The sequence below is a fragment of the Rhizobium hidalgonense genome, from assembly GCF_005862185.2.
GTDB classification, from domain to species: domain Bacteria; phylum Pseudomonadota; class Alphaproteobacteria; order Rhizobiales; family Rhizobiaceae; genus Rhizobium; species Rhizobium hidalgonense.
Genome location: NZ_CP054027.1, coordinates 4,125,747 through 4,146,027 on the forward strand (window position 1 = coordinate 4,125,747; position 20,281 = coordinate 4,146,027).

18 protein-coding genes and 1 tRNA gene are annotated in these 20,281 nt (G+C 60.2%); 7 read left to right on the forward strand and 12 right to left on the reverse strand.

Annotated features, from left to right (window positions below; translation table 11 throughout):
• From FFM81_RS20140 to FFM81_RS20155, 4 genes are all read right to left on the reverse strand, one after another.
• On the reverse strand, positions 1 to 1,104 hold the full coding sequence (locus FFM81_RS20140; RefSeq protein ID WP_003571098.1) for an ABC transporter permease: 1,104 nt from the start codon (positions 1,102 to 1,104) through the stop codon (positions 1 to 3).
• 7 nt (positions 1,105 to 1,111) lie between these two features.
• Complete coding sequence (locus tag FFM81_RS20145; protein ID WP_003571099.1) at positions 1,112 to 2,623, reverse strand: ABC transporter ATP-binding protein; 1,512 nt, start codon at positions 2,621 to 2,623, stop codon at positions 1,112 to 1,114.
• An 88-nt stretch (positions 2,624 to 2,711) separates the two neighbouring features.
• The gene (locus tag FFM81_RS20150; protein WP_003571100.1) at positions 2,712 to 3,704 is read right to left on the reverse strand and encodes a BMP family lipoprotein; all 993 of its coding nucleotides are present in this window, start codon (positions 3,702 to 3,704) and stop codon (positions 2,712 to 2,714) included.
• 309 nt (positions 3,705 to 4,013) lie between these two features.
• On the reverse strand, positions 4,014 to 4,331 hold the full coding sequence (locus tag FFM81_RS20155) for a hypothetical protein (protein ID WP_003571101.1): 318 nt from the start codon (positions 4,329 to 4,331) through the stop codon (positions 4,014 to 4,016).
• 230 nt (positions 4,332 to 4,561) lie between these two features.
• Here FFM81_RS20155 and FFM81_RS20160 point away from each other — a divergent pair.
• A tRNA-Ser gene (locus FFM81_RS20160) sits at positions 4,562 to 4,651 on the forward strand.
• Positions 4,652 to 4,885: 234 nt separating this feature from the next.
• Here FFM81_RS20160 and FFM81_RS20165 read toward each other — a convergent pair.
• Positions 4,886 to 5,644: a hypothetical protein gene (locus FFM81_RS20165; protein ID WP_128398434.1), complete on the reverse strand. Its 759-nt coding sequence runs from the start codon at positions 5,642 to 5,644 to the stop codon at positions 4,886 to 4,888.
• Between the two features lie 260 nt (positions 5,645 to 5,904).
• Between FFM81_RS20165 and FFM81_RS20170 the strand changes: the two genes are divergently transcribed.
• Both FFM81_RS20170 and FFM81_RS20175 read left to right on the forward strand, forming a co-directional pair.
• Positions 5,905 to 6,114, forward strand: coding sequence for a KTSC domain-containing protein (locus tag FFM81_RS20170; RefSeq protein WP_003571103.1), 210 nt, complete (start codon positions 5,905 to 5,907; stop codon positions 6,112 to 6,114).
• 378 nt (positions 6,115 to 6,492) lie between these two features.
• Positions 6,493 to 6,735, forward strand: a complete 243-nt coding sequence (locus tag FFM81_RS20175) for a CrpP-related protein (RefSeq protein WP_003571104.1) — start codon at positions 6,493 to 6,495, stop codon at positions 6,733 to 6,735.
• Here FFM81_RS20175 and pncB read toward each other — a convergent pair.
• The 7 genes from pncB to FFM81_RS20210 all read right to left on the reverse strand — a co-directional run bounded on the left by pncB (position 6,717) and on the right by FFM81_RS20210 (position 15,482).
• Entirely contained in the window at positions 6,717 to 8,021 is a 1,305-nt protein-coding gene (gene pncB, locus FFM81_RS20180) for a nicotinate phosphoribosyltransferase (RefSeq protein WP_003571105.1), read from the reverse strand. The two genes, FFM81_RS20175 and pncB, sit on opposite strands and share 19 nt — an antisense overlap.
• A 187-nt stretch (positions 8,022 to 8,208) precedes the next feature.
• A complete protein-coding gene (locus FFM81_RS20185) occupies positions 8,209 to 8,574 on the reverse strand; it encodes a hypothetical protein (protein WP_172643043.1) in 366 nt (121 codons plus the stop codon).
• 86 nt (positions 8,575 to 8,660) lie between these two features.
• The gene (locus tag FFM81_RS20190; protein ID WP_138386123.1) at positions 8,661 to 9,620 is read right to left on the reverse strand and encodes a 2-hydroxyacid dehydrogenase; all 960 of its coding nucleotides are present in this window, start codon (positions 9,618 to 9,620) and stop codon (positions 8,661 to 8,663) included.
• A gap of 8 nt (positions 9,621 to 9,628) precedes the next feature.
• A complete protein-coding gene (locus FFM81_RS20195) occupies positions 9,629 to 11,266 on the reverse strand; it encodes an ABC transporter ATP-binding protein (RefSeq protein WP_138386122.1) in 1,638 nt (545 codons plus the stop codon).
• Positions 11,263 to 12,411 (reverse strand): ABC transporter permease, encoded by a 1,149-nt coding sequence (locus FFM81_RS20200; protein WP_003571113.1) that lies wholly within the window; start codon positions 12,409 to 12,411, stop codon positions 11,263 to 11,265. Before FFM81_RS20200 ends, FFM81_RS20195 begins: the two co-directional genes overlap by 4 nt.
• On the reverse strand, positions 12,411 to 13,499 hold the full coding sequence (locus FFM81_RS20205; RefSeq protein ID WP_025417489.1) for a microcin C ABC transporter permease YejB: 1,089 nt from the start codon (positions 13,497 to 13,499) through the stop codon (positions 12,411 to 12,413). Before FFM81_RS20205 ends, FFM81_RS20200 begins: the two co-directional genes overlap by 1 nt.
• 150 nt (positions 13,500 to 13,649) lie before the next feature.
• On the reverse strand, positions 13,650 to 15,482 hold the full coding sequence (locus FFM81_RS20210) for an extracellular solute-binding protein (RefSeq protein ID WP_138386121.1): 1,833 nt from the start codon (positions 15,480 to 15,482) through the stop codon (positions 13,650 to 13,652).
• A 273-nt stretch (positions 15,483 to 15,755) separates the two neighbouring features.
• On the opposite strand from FFM81_RS20210, the gene mepA reads away from it, so the two are divergent.
• From mepA to FFM81_RS20230, 4 genes are all read left to right on the forward strand, one after another.
• A complete protein-coding gene (gene mepA, locus FFM81_RS20215; RefSeq protein ID WP_003571119.1) occupies positions 15,756 to 16,832 on the forward strand; it encodes a penicillin-insensitive murein endopeptidase in 1,077 nt (358 codons plus the stop codon).
• Between the two features lie 85 nt (positions 16,833 to 16,917).
• Entirely contained in the window at positions 16,918 to 17,298 is a 381-nt protein-coding gene (locus FFM81_RS20220; RefSeq protein WP_003571120.1) for a methylglyoxal synthase, read from the forward strand.
• A 17-nt stretch (positions 17,299 to 17,315) separates the two neighbouring features.
• Positions 17,316 to 18,341, forward strand: coding sequence for a glucokinase (locus FFM81_RS20225; protein WP_003571122.1), 1,026 nt, complete (start codon positions 17,316 to 17,318; stop codon positions 18,339 to 18,341).
• A 150-nt stretch (positions 18,342 to 18,491) separates the two neighbouring features.
• Positions 18,492 to 20,279 carry an ABC transporter ATP-binding protein gene (locus tag FFM81_RS20230; protein ID WP_003571124.1) on the forward strand — a complete coding sequence of 596 codons (1,788 nt, stop codon included), beginning with the start codon at positions 18,492 to 18,494 and terminating at the stop codon, positions 20,277 to 20,279.
• The last annotated feature ends 2 nt before the right edge of the window (positions 20,280 to 20,281 follow it).

Here is a 20,281-nt window from a genome sequence, read left to right on the forward strand (position 1 = left end):
TCAGGCTCGCTTGAACTGTTGATAGATGCGCACCATGGCTGGCCGGAACATGTATTCCAGAGCGCCGGCAAACAGGATCACCAGACCCTGGATGACCAGGATCATCTCACGGGTGATGTTCGGCATCTCGAAGGAGATCCAGTCGCCGCCCTGATAAAGAATGCCGAAAAGGATGGCGGAGAAGATGATGCCGAGCGGATGGTTGCGGCCCATCAGCGAGACCGCGATACCGACGAAGCCGGCGCCGCCGACGAACTCCACCTGCAAGCGGGCAGAAGAACCCATGACGGGATTGAGCGCCATCATGCCGGCGAGCGCGCCGGAAATGAGCATGGCAATGATAACGATACGCGCATAGGGAATGCCGGCATAGGCTGCCGCCGTCGAACTCACGCCCAGCGTGCGCATCTCGAATCCAAGCTTGGTGCGCCAGATGAGTACCCAGACAAACCAGGCGGCAAGAAGGGCGATGATGAAGGAAACATTGAACGGCGCAGCACCCAGCTTGGCGCCGAACATCTGCATGATCCAACCAAGCTTCGGCAATTGCCCGCCTTCGAGAAAAGTGCGGGTTTCCGGCGCCATCTTACCCGGCACGATCAGCACGTGCACCAGCAGATACACCATCAGGGCGGCGGCGATATAGTTGAACATGATCGTGGTGATGACGATATGGCTGCCGCGCTTGGCCTGCAGGAAAGCAGGGATAAAGGCCCAGGCGGCGCCAAAGAGGCCGGCTCCGACAACGGCGATCGGCATCGTCACATACCACGGCACGTAACGATCGAGCGCCAGTGCCACCAGTGCGCAGCCCAGCCCACCGACATAGGCCTGGCCTTCCGAGCCGATGTTGAACAGGCCAGCATGGATGGCGACAGCCACGGAGAGGCCGGTGAAAATGAAACTCGTTGCGTAGTACAGCGTGAAGCCGATGCCCTCACCGCTGCCGAAGGCGCCTTCGATCAGCAGCGACAGCGCACCGAGCGGACTCTCGCCGATTAGCCAGACGACGAAGCCTGAGATCAGGAAGGCGACAATGAGGTTCAAGAGTGGGATCAGACCGTAATTGATCCAGTTTGGCAGCGGAACGGAAGCAGTGCTCATAAAGGCCTCACGCGGCAATGCCGGCCATCATCAGGCCGAGGGTCTGTTCACCGGCATCGGGCGTCTTCTCGCCGACGACATGGCCGGCAAACATGACAAGGATACGGTCTGAAAGGGAGCGGATTTCATCGAGTTCGACGGAGACGAGCAGGATCGCCTTACCCGCATCGCGCATTTCGATGATCCGGCGATGGATGAATTCGATGGCACCGATATCGACGCCGCGCGTCGGCTGGCCGATGATCAGCATCTTCGGATCACGTTCGATCTCGCGGGCGACGACGATCTTCTGCTGGTTGCCGCCGGAGAAATTCGCCGTCTTCAGCCGCGGGTTCGGCGGGCGGATGTCGTATTTCTCGATCTTCTCCATCGCATCCCTGCGGATCGCTTCGAGATCGAGCAGCGGGCCGCGGCTGTAGCCCGGGCGGCGGTGATAGCCGAGCACGGAATTTTCGTATTCCTCGAATTTCAGGACCAGGCCCATATGATGGCGGTCCTCGGGAATATGGGCGAGGCCGAGTTCGCGCAGCCGGGCGGGATCGGCCTTGTCGATCGTCTGGCCGTCGAGAAGGATTTCGCCGGAGGCGGGCTTGCGAATGCCGGCAATTGCCTCCAGCAATTCGGACTGGCCATTGCCGGCGACACCGGCAATGCCGACGATTTCGCCGGCGCGCACCTCGAAGGAGACGTTATCGACCATGGTGACGCCGCGATTGTCCTTGACCGAGAGATTGCGGACGGAGAGCACGGCGGCGCCTGGATTCGCCTCGCCCTTTTGCACGCGCAACAGCACGCGGCGGCCGACCATCAGTTCGGCAAGCTCTTCCACCGTCGTTTCCGCTGTCTTGCGGGTGGCGACCATCTCGCCGCGTCGCATGACCGAGACCGTATCGGTGATCGCCATGATCTCGCGCAGCTTGTGGGTGATGAGGATGATCGTCTTGCCCTGGTCGCGCAGCACCTTGAGGATACGGAAAAGGTGATCGGCTTCAGCCGGCGTCAACACGCCCGTCGGCTCATCGAGAATCAGGATCTCGGCGCCGCGATACATGGCTTTCAGGATTTCGACGCGCTGTTGCAGACCGACCGGGAGTTCTTCGATCAGCGCGTCCGGATCGACCTCGAGGCCGTATTCCGTTTCCAGCCGCTTGAGTTCGGCGCGGGCCGATGCAACGCCTCTCGCCAGCAGCATGCCGCCTTCGGCGCCGAGCATGATATTCTCGAGCACCGTAAAATTGTCGACCAGCATGAAATGCTGGTGCACCATGCCGATGCCGGTGGCGATCGCTGCCTGGCTGTCGCGGATGGTGACGGGATTGCCGTTGACGCGGATCTCACCGCTGTCGGCGTGGTAAAAACCATAGATGATCGACATCAGCGTCGATTTGCCGGCGCCATTTTCGCCGATGATGCCGTGGATCGTCCCCTTGGCAACGGTGAGGTTGATGTCCTTGTTGGCATGGACGGCACCGAATTTCTTATCGATGCCGACAAGCTCGATAGCGGGCTTATCTGTCACGGCAGGCTCCAAATAAGATAAGGGCGTATGGCGAAAATCCCCTCCGCCATACGCCCGATCTCAATCGTCGATTACATCAGGGCGCGGATCACTTCGGGCAAGCATTGTCCGAGGTATAATCGTGAACCTTGATGGTCCCCGCAATGATATCGGCCTTTGCCTTGTCGACGGCCGCCTGCATTTCCGGCGTGATCAGCGACTTGTTGTTGTCGTCGATCGCGGCGCCAACACCATCTTCCTTGACGCCGAGCGCCTGGACGCCACCGGTGAACTTGTCGTTCTTGGTGTCGCTATAGGCGTTGTAGACGGCGAGGTCGACGCGCTTGACCATCGAGGTCAGCACCGAGCCCGGATGCAGATGGTTCTGGTTGGAATCGACGCCGATCGACAGCTTCTTGTTGTCGGCAGCGGTCTGCAGAACGCCGAGGCCGGTGGCGCCGGCTGCCGCGTAAATAACGTCGGCGCCCTGATCGATCTGGTTCTTGGTGAGCTCGCCGCCACGAACCGGGTCATTCCAGGCTGCACCCGTGGTGCCGGTCATGTTCTGGAAAACTTCGACATCGGCCTTGGCGGCGCGCGCACCCTGTTCGTAACCGCATTCGAACTTGCGGATCAGCGGAATATCCATGCCGCCGACGAAGCCGACCTTGCCTGTTTTCGATGCCATGCCAGCGAGAATGCCGACGAGGTAGGAGCCTTCTTCTTCCTTGTAGACCACCGAGCGGACGTTCGGCTTGTCGACGACGGAGTCGACGATGATGAACTTGGTATCAGGGAATTCGGCTGCAACCTTCTCGATCGCCGAGGTCCAGGCGAAGGAAACGGCAACCACCGGATTGAAACCGCGGCTTGCGAAGTTGCGGATGGCCTGTTCGCCCTGGGTGTCGCCGGTCGGCTCGAAGTCGCGATAGGCGATGCCGGTCTCGGCCTTGAACTTCTCAGCGCCGTTATAGGCCGCTTCGTTGAAAGACTTATCGAACTTCCCGCCGGTGCCGTAAACCAGCGCCGGCTTGACATCGGCGGCAAGCGCCGTCGTCGACATGGCAGCCACGGCAAGGAGAGTGAGAAGGGATTTTTTCATTGTGCAGCCCTGTTGTTGCTATTCGTTAGGGGTCCTCCCGCAAGCCCTTTTCGGACATGTCTGCGGAACCACCGACCTCCCCCCGGAGGCCTGGCTGCGCGCATCCTTGCATGGCTCACGGAAAAATTCACCAGAAATTTTTCAGGCGGTAAAGATTTGCAGCGATTGCTGAAAATCCATTCCCTGGGGCTGATTTTTAGACATTTCCGCTGCCGGGATGCAAAATTTCACGGCAATCCGACAGTCGTGTCGAGGCCATACGGCGGCCGGCCAGATCCCGGCCGGGCCGTGGCGGCGGGACCCGCTTGCCTATGCGGTGAAGCGACCGGCTATCGGCGGCTTCTTGTAGCCGATCATCCAGAGAAGCAGCGCGATCACCAGGAAAACGGCAAAGGCCGGCTGCAGCATCAGCCACTGGAAGATGAAAGCGTAGAAACGTGGGTGAATATAATAGGAAAGGGAGGTTTGCAGCGACGTCAGGGTTGTCGGGCTGACATCCTGCCAGGCATCGGAAATGGGCGTCACCACCACTGCTGACGCCGCAACCGATTGGATCGAATCGATGGTCCCGGCAATAACGGCCGCCGCAAGCGCGACAAGGCTGGCCAGACGCAACAGGAAACGCATCAACTCCTCCGACGCTTCGATATGCCGGGACAATTCCGGCGAACCCGCGCCATTCCTCACCTTGAGAATTACATAGTCGTCGATGATGTGAAGCACAATGGACGGGCGGAGGCGAGTTTTATCTGAAGAAGTCAAAAAACTGTTAGATTTCGGTTGATCGACAAAAATTCATCGGTATATATCGCGCCGTTCCGACGATTTGCTCCTATCCAGGCGCGAACGCCCAAGAAGGACAGGTGGCCGAGTGGTTTAAGGCGCACGCCTGGAACGCGTGTGTACGTGAAAGCGTACCGTGGGTTCGAATCCCACCCTGTCCGCCATATTCGTTAAAACCTCCGCTTCTTTCCTTCGCAGGGCTGTACCAGCCTTATCCATTGCGTGTGGCAGCAGCTCAACGCCCCTGATTCTTGCAGATATTGGAAGCCTGTCAGCGGCTCAGCATAATCGCGACCAGCGAGTCGGCCCAAAAATCGGAATCGATTCGGGCCGACGCGTAGATTCAGAGTGTTACAACGTCCTTTGCGCGTCTAAAAAGACGTGCGGCGCTGTAGGTCCTATTCGAAAACTTCCGAGACGCTCGTCGCTGCGATCGCATTCCCTTGACGTCCTCCGAATGGAGGCCGCGGAGCCTCGGAACTCAGCAGTTTGCGAGCCAAGACGATCGAAACGTAGCACAGACCGAATATCGACGCCCATTGACAAATCACCAGTATTGCCAAAGCGATGAGGTTCAGTTTTCCGTCCGAGAAGATGCTATCGGCTTCGTATGACATCGATGTTGCTGCCGTCATCAATATCAAAGCACCGATGAAGGGAAGAAAAAGTCCGGCAAACAGCCGCAAAAAGGTGGGAGCCAAACCGCGTTTCCCTCGGCTGAAGGCGGCTGAAAGTCCGCTATTAGAGCCCGCAATTCCGGCAATAGGCCAGGTTCCGACAAGCGCAAGCAGCAGCGGAAGGATGATTGCGATCACCGCAAGGCATAAGAGTAGAAATACGTTCTTTGACAGGGAAGCGGCGCCGAATGCGACAGGGGCACCAATCCCGATTCCAATGACGACCAGCATGATAAGCAAGTTCTTCCAGATGTAGCCGCCAAACCCACGCTTGTCGGTCAGGTTTGAAACTTTCTCATCTCCATTTAATATTGCTTTCTGAATGAAGAATCCAAAAGACAAAGCAACGAAAAATTGCGCTGAATTACTTTTGTTTCCACCGCTGTAGTCATCAAAAGCAACCAGTGCGCAATTGGCTGCGACAACAACACACACAAACGACAGATTACGTCTTACAAAGGAAATCGCTTCACCTAACATTGCACCCTGCCATACCTCACCTCTGGATGGAAGATATCGTCATTAAAACATGGTGCTGTCAAACGTCGATCTTTCTTTTTCAGCAAGTTCCCACCGAACCCCCGCAGAAGCCGGCAATCGGTAGTGTCGAGTGTGGCGACGGTGGCGATTGACGTCCCCATAACCTGGGCAGGATTCCAGAATTTTTACCATGCCGCTTCACCGCGTCTTTGCACGTTTTGGTTTATCTTCTGCCAAACTAAAAAACGGAGACTAAACAGGTGGAAGAACTTTCCGTGAAGTCGAAGATCATCAAATCCGTCTATTTCAGCCAGGAAGACGGGCGGCTCAGGATTTGTTTCAAGAATGGCGAGGAACGTCTGTTCGACGGCGTGCCGTCCTCGGAAGCCCATGCGATGACAGTGGCGCCGTCTCCCGGCCATTATTACCTCGACCGGATCAGAACCCGGTTTCGGAGACTGGCTGCCTGACCAGCCGGAGAATGCCGCCGGCCCACGGTAGTGTGCGGGATCGGGACGGGTCCGGTGGATATTAACGGTCCTTTAACCTTCGCTATCATCTTGGTTGGATCGCAACGGCCGGAAGGCGGCAACGTGTCGACGCTACCGGCTTGTTCAAGGTCGGCCAGCCGGGAGGCTTGGCGGCGGACCCCAGCCAGGAAGCCGAGCCTCCCCGTCACGCTGTTGTTAATCGTAATCGCATGATACCTAGCCATTCCGGTCTTCATTATTTCCTGTACTAGCGCATTGGGGCTAATCCTGTGAAAAACCGGAATCATCACATCCGGACTCGACAATGCTTTATTAGGATGCTTGCATAAAGTATTCGAATAGGATCGGAGGGTGATGATGTTCGAGACTCTGCTTGAGATGCAGGAGCGTGGTGTACGGGATCGTGCACGCGGCCGCAGCCTGGCCGACAATCCGATGTCGAAGCCGGATATCCTGCCGATCACCGATTTCCAGGAATGGTATTCGATGTTCGACGCCTGGCGCTTCGGTTGGTCGATCGAGGATGCAATGGCCGGCCATGGCAATGCGCCACGCGATGGCGGCGCTGCCTTGTCGCGGAGCTACACCAGAACGGTCTGATCGATCCTGTCTTCTGCGCCGAAGAATTTCAGGTAGCGCTCGACCTCCGCCGGTTCGCCGGTCGCCTTCTGCGGATTGTCGGAGAGTTTTACCGCCGGGCGGCCGTTGGCGTCGCTGACCTTGCAGACGACCGAGATCGGGTTGAGGCCGGAGATTTCGGTCGGCGCGCAACCGGAAAAATCGTTGGTCAGATTGGTGCCCCAGCCAAAACTCATGCGCACACGGCCTTCGAAATGCCGGTAGGTGTCGATGATGGCGTCGACATCGAGACCGTCGGAGAAGATCAAGAGCTTCTGGCGCGGATCGCGGCCCATCTTCTTCCACCATTCGATGATCTTTTCACCGCCTTCGATCGGGGGCGCGCTGTCCGGGCGAAAGCCGGTCCAGTCGGCGACCCATTCCGGCGCGTCGCGCAGGAAAGCGGCGGTGCCGAAGGCATCCGGCAGGACGATCAGAAGATTGCCGCCATAGAGCTTGTTCCAGTCGCGCAGGATCTTGTAGGGCGCATTGCGCAACTGCTCGTCGGTCTGCGCAAGGGCGGCAGCCACCATCGGCAATTCGTGGGCATTGGTGCCGACGGCTTCGAGATCGGAATCCATCGCCAGCAAGACGTTGCTGGTGCCGGTAAAGGCCGGGCCGATGCCTTCCTTCAGCGCCTCGACGCACCAGCGCTGCCAGAGGAAACTATGGCGGCGGCGGGTGCCGAAATCGGAGATGCGCAGACCCGGCAGTTCCTTCAACCGTTCGACCTTCGACCACATCTTCGCCTTGGCGCGGGCATAGAGCACGTCGAGGGTGAAGGGGCCGAGCGCCTTCATCGCCGAGCGCGACCGCAGCTCGTTGACGATGGCGAGCGCCGGGATCTCCCACATGGTGGTTTCCTTCCAGGACCCATGGAAATCCAGCACATATTGCCCGTCCTTTTTCGACAGCTCGTATTCGGGGAGCTGGAAGTTGGAGAGCCAGGCGAGGAATTCCGGCTCGAAGATCTGGGCGCGGCCGTAGAAGCTGTTACCCGCCAGCCAGATCATCTCCTTCTTGGAGAGTTTCAGCGTGCGGGCATGATCGAGCTGCTCGCGCAATTCGCCTTCGTCGATCTCATCGGCGAGGCGCACGCGCTTGGTGCGGTTGATGAGGGTAAAGGACGCGTTCACCTCGGGATAGAGCTTCCAGATCATCTGCAGCATCAGCAGCTTGTAGAAGTCGGTATCGATCAGGCTGCGGACGATCGGATCGAGCTTCCAAGCGTGATTGTAGACGCGTCTTGCGATATCGGTCCTGGCCATGAAATTCCCGCCCCTGTCCACTCCGGTCAGGTGCTGCCCAGTTCCCGAGTGCTGCCAAGTGCGGGGCCGGCGCACGAAACCGGCTCGTGCGCCTTCTTATCGAAAAATCGGCAGAGAAAGTCCAGACAAAACAATAGGCACCCCGCCGTCGCACGGCGGCGAGATGCGAAAGTCACCTGCCCAACACTTATTGCGCTGGCGCTGCGGGTTGGGCCGGTGCTGCAGGAGCGACGTTCGGAGCGGCCGGCGTCGTATTCTCAGTCTCGGTCGGAATGGCTTTGCCGTTCTCAAGCGTCGGCGCAGGTGCGGCGCCAGGCTGCTGCGACTGAAGCTGCTGACCGGGCTGCTGTGGAGCCACCTGATCCGCTTCGCGTTTGCCCCAGATCTCGACCGGGATCCAGACCACGAAAGCGAGCACCAGTGCGGCCAGCAGCACCAGCAGGATACGATAACCCGTGCGACCCTGTCTTGCCTTCACCGGCGCGATTTGCTCTTCCTTGTGAAGCTTGCCGTCGGACTTTTCCCAGCGTGTTTCCGTCTGATGCGCCATCATCGTCTCCTTCCGCCGTCTTGACGGCCATCCAGCCATGAAGAACTCAGCAGAGGAAACGGGTGGCCGTCTGGAAGGTTCCGGGAGGCTTAATAGCCGACAGCGCGGTCGACCACGAATTCCAGCGGTTCGCCGCGCTCGAAACGGGCGATCTGCATCTCGACATGACGGAACAGCGCGTTTTCTTCGGAGACCGCCGCGTCGTGCGGCGTGATGAAGACATTCTCCAATTCCCACAACGTGTTGTCGGGGCCAAGCGGCTCCACCTCGAAGACGTCGAGGGAAGCACCGCCGAGGATGCCGTTCAGGATGGCGGAAGCGATATCGGCCTCGACCTGGCTCTTGCCGCGGCCGGCATTGATGAAGACCGGCCGCCCGAGCGCGCCGTTGCTGCGCAGCTTTTTGAATAGCCCGCTATCATAGAACCCTGTCGTCTCCGGCGTCAGCGGCAGCAGGCCGACGAGGATGTCGGTCTTTCCGAGGAAGCTGTCCATCTCGCCGGCATCGAAGGTTTCGACGCCGGCGATCTCTTTGCGGGTGCGCGACCAGCCGATGACGTTAAAACCCATGACCTTCAGCTTGGCGACCGCATCCAGCCCGAGAATGCCGAGGCCCATGACGCCGACCGTTACCTCCGCCGCTTCAGGCGCGATCAGCTTGGCCCATTGGCGCTGCCGCTGGTGGCTGTCATGGGCATATTGCCCCCGCAGATGCATCAGGCATTGCATGACCACCCATTCGCTCATGCGGGTCGTCAGACTGCGGTCGACGAAACGGACGATCGGGATCTCCGGCAGGCCATCCATCCCGATAATATGGTCGACGCCGGCGCCGCCAGAGAAGATTACCTTGAGGTTCGGCGCCCGCGTAAAGAGGTCGGCGTCCGGCTTCCAGAGCAGCGCATATTCGGCCTCGCGGAGATCGCGCGTCCGATCGGTCGGATCGGCGAGATTGATGCTGCCGCGATCGGCAAAGGCCGTCTTCAGCACCCGGGCGACGCCTTCGGGATTGAACTTGATATCGACGAGAACGGGAGGAGGTTTGGGCATGATCATCTTCACTGCTGCACGGCGGGCGTCGGCACCGCCTCGATGTTGAAGGCGGCCGCCAACAGCGCCTTGGTATAATCGTCCTTCGGCGCGCGGAAGATTTCCGCTGACGGCCCCTGCTCCACCACCTTGCCGAAACGCATGACGATGACGTCGTTGGCCAGTGCCTTCACCACTTTCAAGTCATGGCTGATGAAGAGGTAGGCGAGATCGTGCTTCTGCTGCAGATCGCGCAGCAGATCGACCACCTGGGCCTGCACGCTCATGTCGAGCGCCGAGGTCGGCTCGTCGAGCATGACGAAACGCGGCTTCAGCACCATGGCGCGGGCAATGGCGATACGCTGGCGCTGGCCGCCGGAGAATTCATGCGGATATCGCCAGCGGGTCAGCGGATCAAGACCGACTTCCTCCAGCGCCCAGCAGACGCGCTGGTCGCGTTCTTCCGAGGTCAACGAGCGCTCATGCACCTTCAGGCCTTCGGCAATGATATCGCCGACCGACATGCGGGGGCTGAGCGAGCCGTAGGGATCCTGGAAGACGATTTGCAGCTGATTGCGCAGCGGCCGCATTTCATTGAACGAATAGCCGGCTATATCCTTGCCGACAAAGGCAACCCGGCCTTGCGAGGAGATCAGCCGGGTGAGCGCCAGCCCGAGCGTGGTCTTGCCGGAACCGGACTCGCCGACGACGCCGAGGGTCTGGCCGGCGCGCAGCGAAAGGTCGATGCCGTCGACCGCCTTCACGTGGTCGACGACGCGGCGCATCAGCCCTGATTTGATCGGGAACCAGACGCGAATGTCCGAACCTTCCATCACCACCGGTTTCGACGGATCGGCAAGCGGCGGCTCGCCGCGCGGTTCGGAAGCAAGGAGATGGCGGGTATATTCGTGCTTGGGATTGGCGAAGACCTCGTCAACCGTTCCGGTTTCGACGATCCTGCCCTTGGTCATGACGCAGACGCGATCGGCGAATTTGCGGACAATGCCGAGATCATGGGTGATGAACAGCATCGACATGCCGTGCACGGTCTTCAGCTGCCGCAGCAATTCGAGGATCTGCGCCTGCACGGTGACGTCGAGCGCGGTGGTCGGCTCGTCGGCAATCAACAGTTCGGGCCGGTTGGCAAGCGCCATGGCGATCATGACGCGCTGGCGCTGGCCACCTGACAGTTCGTGCGGATAGGCCTTCAATCGCTTTTCCGGCTCGCGGATGCCGACCTGGTTCAACAATTCCAGTACCCGCTCACGCGCCGCCTGGCCGCTGAGACCCTGATGCAGCGCCAGGATCTCGGCGATCTGCTTCTCGATCGTATGAAGCGGATTGAGCGAGGTCATCGGCTCCTGGAAGATCATGGTGATGTCGTTGCCGCGGACCTCGCGCAGCGCCCGCTCCGATGCCTTCAAGAGGTCCTCGCCCTTGAATAGGATCTCGCCGGAAGGATGGCTTGCCGAGGGATAGGGCAAAAGCCGCAGGATCGAATTCGCCGACACCGACTTGCCGGAGCCGGATTCGCCGACCAGCGCCACGACTTCGCCCTTGGCGATATCGAAGGAGATATGATCGACGGCAAGCGACGTCTCGCCGCCCTGATGAAAGGCAACGGAGAGATCGCGGACGGAAAGGAGCGGTGCTGTCATGTCACTCATTGAAACGTCTTCCTCGGATCGAAGGCATCGCGCACGGCTTCGCCGATGAAGATCAGCAGGGACAGCATGATCGACATGGCAAAGAAGGCGGTCAGCCCAAGCCATGGCGCCTGCAGGTTGGACTTGCCCTGGGCGATCATCTCGCCGAGCGAGGGGGAGCCCGGCGGCATGCCGAAGCCGAGGAAATCGAGCGAGGTCAGCGTCGTGATCGAGCCGGAGAGGATGAAGGGCAGGAAGGTCAGCGTCGCGACCATGGCGTTCGGCAGCAGGTGGCGCCACATGATGGTGCGGTTGTTGACGCCGAGGGCGCGGGCGGCGCGAACATATTCGAAATTGCGGGCGCGCAGGAATTCGGCGCGTACGACGCCGACGAAGCTGACCCAGGAGAAGAGCAGCATGATGCCGAGCAGCACGAAAAAGCCGGGCGGCAGGATGGCGGCAATGATCAGCAGGATGTAAAGCACCGGCATCGACGACCAGATCTCGATGAAGCGCTGCAGCAGCAGATCGGTCAAGCCGCCGAAATAACCCTGCACGGCCCCTGCCGTCACGCCGATGACCGCCGAGCAGATGGTCAGCGCCAGGCCGAAGAGCACCGATATGCGGAAGCCGTAGATGACGCGCGCCAGCACGTCGCGGGCCTGGTCGTCGGTGCCGAGCCAGTTGAGATTACCGAAGGTGCAGCCGGGATCGTTCACCCCTTGCGGATAACCGGAGCAGCGCTCCTCCTTGGTCATCAGCCAGAAGGGAGCGGTCGGCGCCGAATGCGGAATATTTGAATTGACCGAGCGGTAGGAATAGCGCACCGGCGGCCAGATCATCCAGCCATTGGCGTTGATCTCGTCCGATATCACCGAGGAGCGATAGTCGGTTTCGGCAAGGAAGCCGCCGAACTTCTCCTCGGGATAATTGATCAACACGGGAAAAAGGATTTCGCCCTTGTAGGAGGCGATGATCGGTCGGTCGTTGGCGAGCAATTCAGCAAACAGGCTGAGCACGAAAAGCAGCAGGAACAGCCACAACGACCAGTAACCACGGCCATTTGCCCGGAAATTCTGCCAGCGGCGGATGTTGGTCGGCGACAACAGCCCCTTGCGCGGCGGCTTGACGGGAGTTGCGACGGCAGGATTTGCGGCGGCGTCCATCAGACATCCCTCCGCTCGAAATCGATGCGCGGATCGATCCAGGTGTAGATCAGATCAGAGATCAGGCTGACGGCGAGGCCGAGCAGCGAGAAGATGTAGAGGGTCGCGAAGACGATCGGATAATCCCGGTTGACGACCGAGAGGTAACCAAGGCGGCCGAGGCCATCCAGCGAGAAAATGTTCTCGATGAGCAGCGAGCCGGTGAAGAAAGCGGAAATGAAGGCGCCGGGAAAACCGGCGATGATGATCAGCATGGCGTTGCGGAAGACATGGCCGTAGAGCACCTGCCGCTGGTTCAGCCCCTTGGCGCGAGCGGTGACGACATATTGCTTCTTGATCTCCTCGATGAAGGAATTCTTGGTGAGCAGGGTCGTCGTGGCGAAGGCGGCGAGCGACAGAGAAATCAACGGCAAGGTCAGGTGCCAGAAATAATCGAGCGGCTTCTGCCACCAGGCCAGCTGGTCGAAATTGTCGGAGACGAGGCCGCGCAGCGGAAACCAGTCATAGAATGAGCCACCGGCGAACAGCACGATCAAGAGAATGCCGAAGAGGAAGCTCGGCACGGCGTAGCCGACGACGATGACGCCCGATGTCCAGACATCGAAGGTCGATCCATCCTTGACCGCCTTGCGGATGCCGAGTGGGATGGAGATGGCATAGGAGAAGATCAGGATCCAGATGCCGAGCGAGATCGACACCGGCAGCTTCTCCTTGATGAGTTCAAGCACCGAGGTGTTGCGGAAGAAGCTCTCGCCGAAATCGAAACGGATGTAATTCCACATCATCTCGCCGAAACGGGTCAGTGGCGGCTTGTCGAAGCCGAATTGCTTTTCCAGCTTGGCGATCAGTTCCGGATCGAGCCCCTGGGCGCCGCGATATTTAGAGCCTTCGTCGCTGCCGCCGCCGCCGAGGAGATCGCCGCCGCCGGACAGGCGCTGATCGGCGCTATCGGCCTGGCCGGTCAATTGGGCGATCACCTGTTCGACCGGGCCGCCGGGCGCGAACTGAATGACCGTGAAGGAAATCGCCATGATGCCGATGATGGTCGGGATCATTAAAAGCAGCCGGCGAAGGACATAAGCACCCATCAGCCCTCAGCCTCCGGAAATCTTCTTCTTGCCTGCCTGCCGTCCAGTCCAATGCCGCTCAATCCGCCAGCCTTTCCTTGCCGGCGCTGCCGGCTTGTCGTGATTCGCCCGTGCCATTTGGAGCCGAGGGCCCCTGTATTGCAAGCCCGCTCATTTTGCCGAGGTCGACCACCAGGCATCGGGGAAGCCCAGGCTGTAGGCCGGAAACTCGGCAGGATGCGTGACAGTGTTCCAATAGGCGAGATTAACGGTATCGCGGTAGAATAGCGGGATGACGTAGTGATTTGCCAGCAATACCCGGTCCATTGCCTTGATCGCAGCGACCTGTTCATCGCGGTTCGGCGCGAAGATAATCATGCGGATGAGCTCATCGACGGCTGGGTTGGCAATGCCGGCGTAGTTGCGAGAACCCTGCTGGTTGACCGAGCCGGATCCCCAATAGTCGGCTTGCTCGTTGCCCGGATTCATTGTCTCCGCCCAGACATTCCAGATCATATCGAAGTCGAAGCTGCGTTCGCGGTTGACAGCTTGGGAAGCGTCGACTGTCCGAACTCGCGCATCGATGCCGATTTTCTTGAGATTGCTGGCATAAGGCACTGCCCAGCGCTCCAACATGGGGCTCGACAATAATATCTCGAAACTCATCGGCTGGCCGGTCTTGGTATTGACCATGCGATTGCCCTTCAGCTCCCAACCGGCTTCTTTCAGAAGCGCAATCGCCTTTCGGAGGTTGTCCCGGCTCTTCTGCGGATCGCCGCCGACGGGATTGGTGTAAGGCGTTGTGAAGACCTCCGGTGGAATCTTGTCCTTCAGGTCTTGCAGTATTTCCAGCTCCCGCCCCTGCGGCAGACCGGAGGAGGCGAGCTCGGTATTCCAGAAATAGCTGTCGATGCGCTTGTAACTGTTAAAGGCAACGGTGCGGTTCAACTCCTCGAAATCGAGGCCGTAGTTCAGCGCCTCGCGGACCCTGATATCCTTGAAGAGGTCACGCCGCATATTCGGGACAAGAGCCTGCAGAATGCCAGTGGAGCGCAGGGGATTTGCAACCTCTTCCTTCTTGACGCGTCCTTCCTTCACTGCAGGAAAATCATATCCAGTTGCCCAGCGGGCAGCCGTTGTCTCCTGCCAATAGTCGCTATTGCCGGCGCGAAAGGCTTCGAACTCAACATCGCGGTCACCGAAATAGGTGTAGATGACATTGCGGAAATTGTTCTGGCCGACATTCACATTGAGATTCTTGCCCCAGTAGTCGTCGCGCAGTTCATAACGGATGGTTGCGCCAGGCGAGAAGGAAGCAATCTTGTAAGGCCCGGAGCCCATTACGGGCTCCAGCGTTGTTTTGGTAATTTCACGCGGCTTGCCATCCGCTCCGGGCGCTTCCCACCAATGTTTCGGCACAATCATCAACTGGCCGAGAATGTTGGGCAATTCGCGATTGTTCTTCTCATCAAAGGTGAAGGTGACATCCCGATCGCCGGTCTTTTCCGCTTTGACGACGTGATGGTAATAGTTCCCGGCGACGGGGTTCAATTCCTTCGTCTTGTCCAGGCTGAAAATGACATCTTCCGGAGTTACCGGCTGACCGTCCGCCCATTTTGCTTCCTTGCGCAGGCGAAAGGTCGCGCTGGAGACGTCATTGGGATAGGATAGCCCCTCGGCAAGCAGGCCGTAGGAGACGAGAAGTTCGTCATCGGCCGGCTTCATCAGCGTGTCGTAAGCAAGAGACAGGCCTATCGCCGTTTGGCCTTTTGCCAGTAGAGGGTTGAAGGTGTCGAAGGCGCCGCTTGCGGAAAGACGCAGATCTCCACCTTTTGGAGCATCGGGATTGACGTAGTCGAAATGCGCAAAGCCCGGCTCGTACTTCATCTCGCTGATGACCGAGCTGCCAATCTGAAAGGGCTGGTCCTGAGCTGTTGCCGTCATGGGCGCTAAGGCTCCCGCAAGCGTCAGAACCAAACCGATCTTCGACCACAAAGCCGTCATTCACGCTTTCCCCTAATTATTGGTGGGTTCGACAATACGAAAAATACGGGCGAAAAACAGGAGAGAGTTTGGTTTTTGCCGGGCTCGCGAAATTTTGACCTTGCTGGGCCGCGCCAAGGTTGAAGACCTCATCGGAATTGCAGGCGGCCGCAACGCTGCGGCGATCCGTCACCGCCGCCGCCTATCGCCGCCAGCCAAAACATCGATTCACCAAAATTGCTTTTCACGGTAGATTCGCGGCAAATCACTTCGGCAGCGCTTCAAGGAAACAGTATGGCTTTCGGCTTCGCTCAGGCTTTCAGGACATTCGGCAAATTGACGCTTGCCGGCGCAATCGGTGCAAGCCTTGCCGCCGGCGATGTCGGCGCCGAGCAGAAGACGCCGAGCCCCGGCAGTGCCAAGGGCCAGTTCGGCGCCGTCGGGCTGCCGACGCAGGGACCGGCGCAGCCGATCGGCTTTTATGCCAAGGGCTGCATGACCGGCGCGGTGGCATTACCGGCCGACGGGCCGACCTGGGAGGCGATGCGGCTTTCGCGCAATCGTCGCTGGGGCAACCCGGCGATGATCGCGCTCCTGGAACGGTTTTCGCAGGATGCGGTCAAATATGCCGGCTGGCCGGGCATCCTCGTCGGCGATATCGCGCAGCCGCGCGGCGGCCCGATGCTTAACGGCCATTCCTCACATCAGATCGGCCTCGACGCAGATATCTGGTTCACGCCGATGCCGGCGCGCCGCATGACGGCCCAGGAGCGCGAGGACATGCCCTTCACCAGCATGCTGCAGAAGGACAAGTTCCTGACCGTCGATCCCAAGGTGTGGACGCAATCGCGGGCGCGGCTCCTGATGCTGGCGGCGAGCTATCCTGAAGTGGAGCGCATCTTCGTCAATCCGGCGATCAAGAAGAAGATGTGCGACACCTGGACCGGCGACCGCACCAACCTTGGTAAGCTCCGGCCGATATACGGCCACGACTCGCATTTCCATATCCGCATCAAATGTCCGCCCGGTGCTGCCGGATGCACGCCGCAAGCGCCTGTCGCCTCAGGAGACGGCTGCGACAAGTCGCTTGCCTATTGGTTTACGCCGGCCCCTTGGGCGCCACCGAAGCCGCCTAAGCCCGGCGCCAAGCCGCCGAAGCCGCCGCGCGAGATGATGGTCTCCGACCTGCCGAAGGCCTGCGCCGCCGTGCTCGATGCCGCTTCCGTCGCCTCGATGCAAGCCGCCACCTATGGTGGGCCTTCCGCTGCAAGCGCGCTCACCGCAGCTCCAGCTGCGGAACCCGCCGCCGATGCCGACGGAGAACTGCCCGATGTCGGCCCAGTCCCGAACGACAAGCCGGCGATCCAGTAAGGAGCGCCGGTGCCTTGTCTTTCAAATCGCAAACTGTTGGTATAGAAGCGGTCAAATCGATTGAATTGTTCGGGCGGAGGGCTTGATGGCCGGCGGCAAATGCCTAGCATTGATTGCGCATGACCAGAAAAAAGACGACATGGCGGACTTCGCCCGCGCCAACAGGGACCTGCTCTCCCGCTGGAAGATCGTCGCCACCGGCACCACTGGCGGGCGCGTCCTTGACGCGGCCCCGGATCTCGACGTCACCAGATTGAAAAGCGGACCGCTCGGCGGTGACCAGCAGATCGGCGCGCTGATTTCGACCGGTGAGGTCGGCGCCCTGATCTTCTTCGTCGACCCCCTGACGCCGATGCCGCACGATGTCGACGTCAAGGCGCTGATGCGGCTGGCGATCGTTTACGATATTCCGATGGCGCTCAACCACGCGACCGCTATAAAACTTCTTCCCACACTCGAAGCCTGATCAGCACGGAACCGGCCATGCCAAAACCGAACCACAGCACCGCTCCGCTGCCTTTCCCGATCCTGATCGGCGATATCGGCGGCACCAATGCCCGCTTCTCCATCCTGACCGATGCCTATGCCGAGCCGAAGCAGTTTCCGAACGTGCGCACGGCGGATTTTGCCACGATCGACGAAGCGATCCAAAAGGGCGTGCTCGACAAGACCGCCGTGCAGCCGCGCTCGGCGATCCTTGCTGTCGCCGGCCCGATCAACGACGACGAGATCCCGCTAACCAATTGCGACTGGGTGGTGCGGCCAAAGACGATGATCGAGGGCCTCGGCATGGAGGACGTGCTCGTCGTCAATGATTTCGAGGCACAGGCGCTGGCAGTCGCCGCCCTTTCGGACGAGCACCGCGAACGCATCGGCGAGGCCACCGGCGACATGATCGCTTCCCGCGTCGTGCTCGGACCAGGCACCGGACTCGGTGTCGGCGGGCTGGTGCATGCCCAGCACAGCTGGATCCCGGTCCCCGGCGAAGGCGGCCATATCGATCTCGGACCGCGCAGCAAACGCGACTATCAGCTCTTCCCGCATATCGAAACGATCGAAGGCCGTGTTTCGGCCGAGCAGATCCTTTGCGGACGCGGTATCGTCAATCTTTATAACGCCATCTGCGTCGTCGACGGCATCCAGCCGACGATGAAGGATCCGGCCGACATCACCTCGCACGCGCTAGCCGGCAGCGACAAGGCGGCCGTCGAGACCGTCGCGCTGTTTGCCACCTATCTCGGCCGCGTGGCGGGCGACATGGCGATGGTGTTCATGGCGCGCGGCGGCGTCTATCTCTCCGGCGGCATCTCCCAGAAGATCCTGCCGGCGCTGAAGAGACCGGAATTCCGCATGGCCTTCGAGGACAAGGCGCCGCATACCGGCCTCCTTCGCACCATCCCGACCTATGTGGTTACGCATCCTTTGGCGGCGCTTGCCGGGCTTTCCTCCTATGCCCGCATGCCCGCCAATTTCGGCGTCTCGACGGAGGGGCGCCGCTGGCGGCGTTAGGCGCGGCGCGCACGGCAAACAGAGCGTCCCTAAGCGCGTCCTGTCCGGACGCGCGGCGCTCTAGCCAAACCGGTCCCAACTCTTTATAGACCCGGGCAAAAGTGCGCCTCGCCTTCGCGGGGCGCTGGTCCGAGACAGGAAACCTCATTTTTGGAAGCGGCGGAAAGCAGAACGCAGAGCGTCAGCAGCGATACCGTAACCGGCATCCTGAAACGCATCATCGCTGAAAACGGCCGCGACCATCTCTGGGGCTATGTCTTTGCGATTGTCTGTCTCATCGTGGTGGCGCTTTCGACGGCGTTTACCGCCTGGATCATGCGGGCGATCATCGACGAGGCCTTCGCCAACCGCCGCGCCGACGTCGTCTGGATCATCTGCCTTTCGATCTTCATCGCTTTCGTGCTGCGCGGTTTTGCGAGCTACGGCCAGGCGGTGGCGCTTTCCAAGGTCGGCAACAATATCGTCGCGCGTTACCAGCGCCGGCTCTATTCGCATCTGATGACGCTTTCGGTCGGCTTCTTCAGCGAGGCGCGCTCCGCCCATATCGCCGCGCAGGTGAGCCAGAACGTCAGCGGCATCCGCGACGTGCTCAACCTGACGATCACTTCGACGGTACGCGACCTTCTGACCTTCATCTCGCTGCTCGGCGTGATGATCCTCCAGGATCCATTGCTCAGCCTTGCGGTGTTCATCATGGCGCCGCCGCTGCTCTATGCGCTGCGCTATGTTTCCAAGCGGCTGCGCTCGGCGACCCGCGAGGCGGTGCATTTGAACAGCCACGTGCTCGGCGCCATGCAAGAGACGATCCAGGGCATCGCCATCGTCAAAGCCTTCACGATGGAAGACGAACTGGAGCGCAAGGTCAACAAACTCATCACCGGCGCCGAAAGCCGGGCGAACCGGATTGCCCGGCTTTCCGAACGCACCTCCCCGCTGACAGAGAGTTTTGCAGGTTTTGCGGTCGCCAGCGTGCTCGCCTATGCCGCCTACCGCTCGATCTACTTCAATGTGCCGCCGGGCGCCTTCTTCTCCTTCGTCACGGCGCTGCTGCTGGCCTATGACCCGGCCCGCCGGCTTGCCCGCCTGCAGGTCCAGATGGAGCGTGCCGTCGTCAATGCGCGGATGATCTACGAATTGCTCGACATGGAACCGCGCCAGCGCGACCTGCCGGATGCAAAGCCGCTGACGGTGACGCAAGCAAGAATCGAATTCCGCAATGTTTCCTTCGGCTACGGCAATGAGAGCGTGCTGAGCGGCGTGAGCTTCATCGCCGAGGGCGGCGCCACCACCGCGCTGGTCGGTCCTTCCGGCGCCGGCAAATCCACCGTCATCAGCCTCATTCCGCGCTTCTACGATCCACGTGAAGGCGAAATCCTGATCGACGGACAGGATATCGCCCACATCACCAAGAAGTCGCTGCGCCAGCAGCTCGCCTATGTCTCGCAACAGCCCTACCTGTTCGAGGGCACGATCCGCGACAATATCCGCTACGGCCGGCCGGAAGCGACGGACGCCGAGGTGGAAGAAGCGGCGCGGCTTGCCTATGCGCATGACTTCATCTCGGCACAGCCGCAGGGTTACGACACGGCAGTCGGCGAAAACGGCGTGACGCTGTCGGGCGGTCAGCGCCAACGACTGTCGATTGCGCGCGCCTTGGTGCGCAATGCGCCCATCCTGCTGCTCGACGAGGCGACGTCGGCCCTCGACACCGAATCCGAGGCGGCGGTGCAGAAGGCGCTCGACGAGGCGATGACCGGCCGCACCGTCGTCGTCATCGCCCACCGGCTTTCGACCGTGGTGCGCGCCGACAAGATCGTCGTCATGCAGCAGGGCCGCGTCGTCGAGCAAGGCAATCACGAGACGCTTGCGAAGGTCAGCGACGGTCTTTACGCTCGCCTCAACAATCTGCAGAGGCCTTCAGCCTCCGATTCAAACTGACC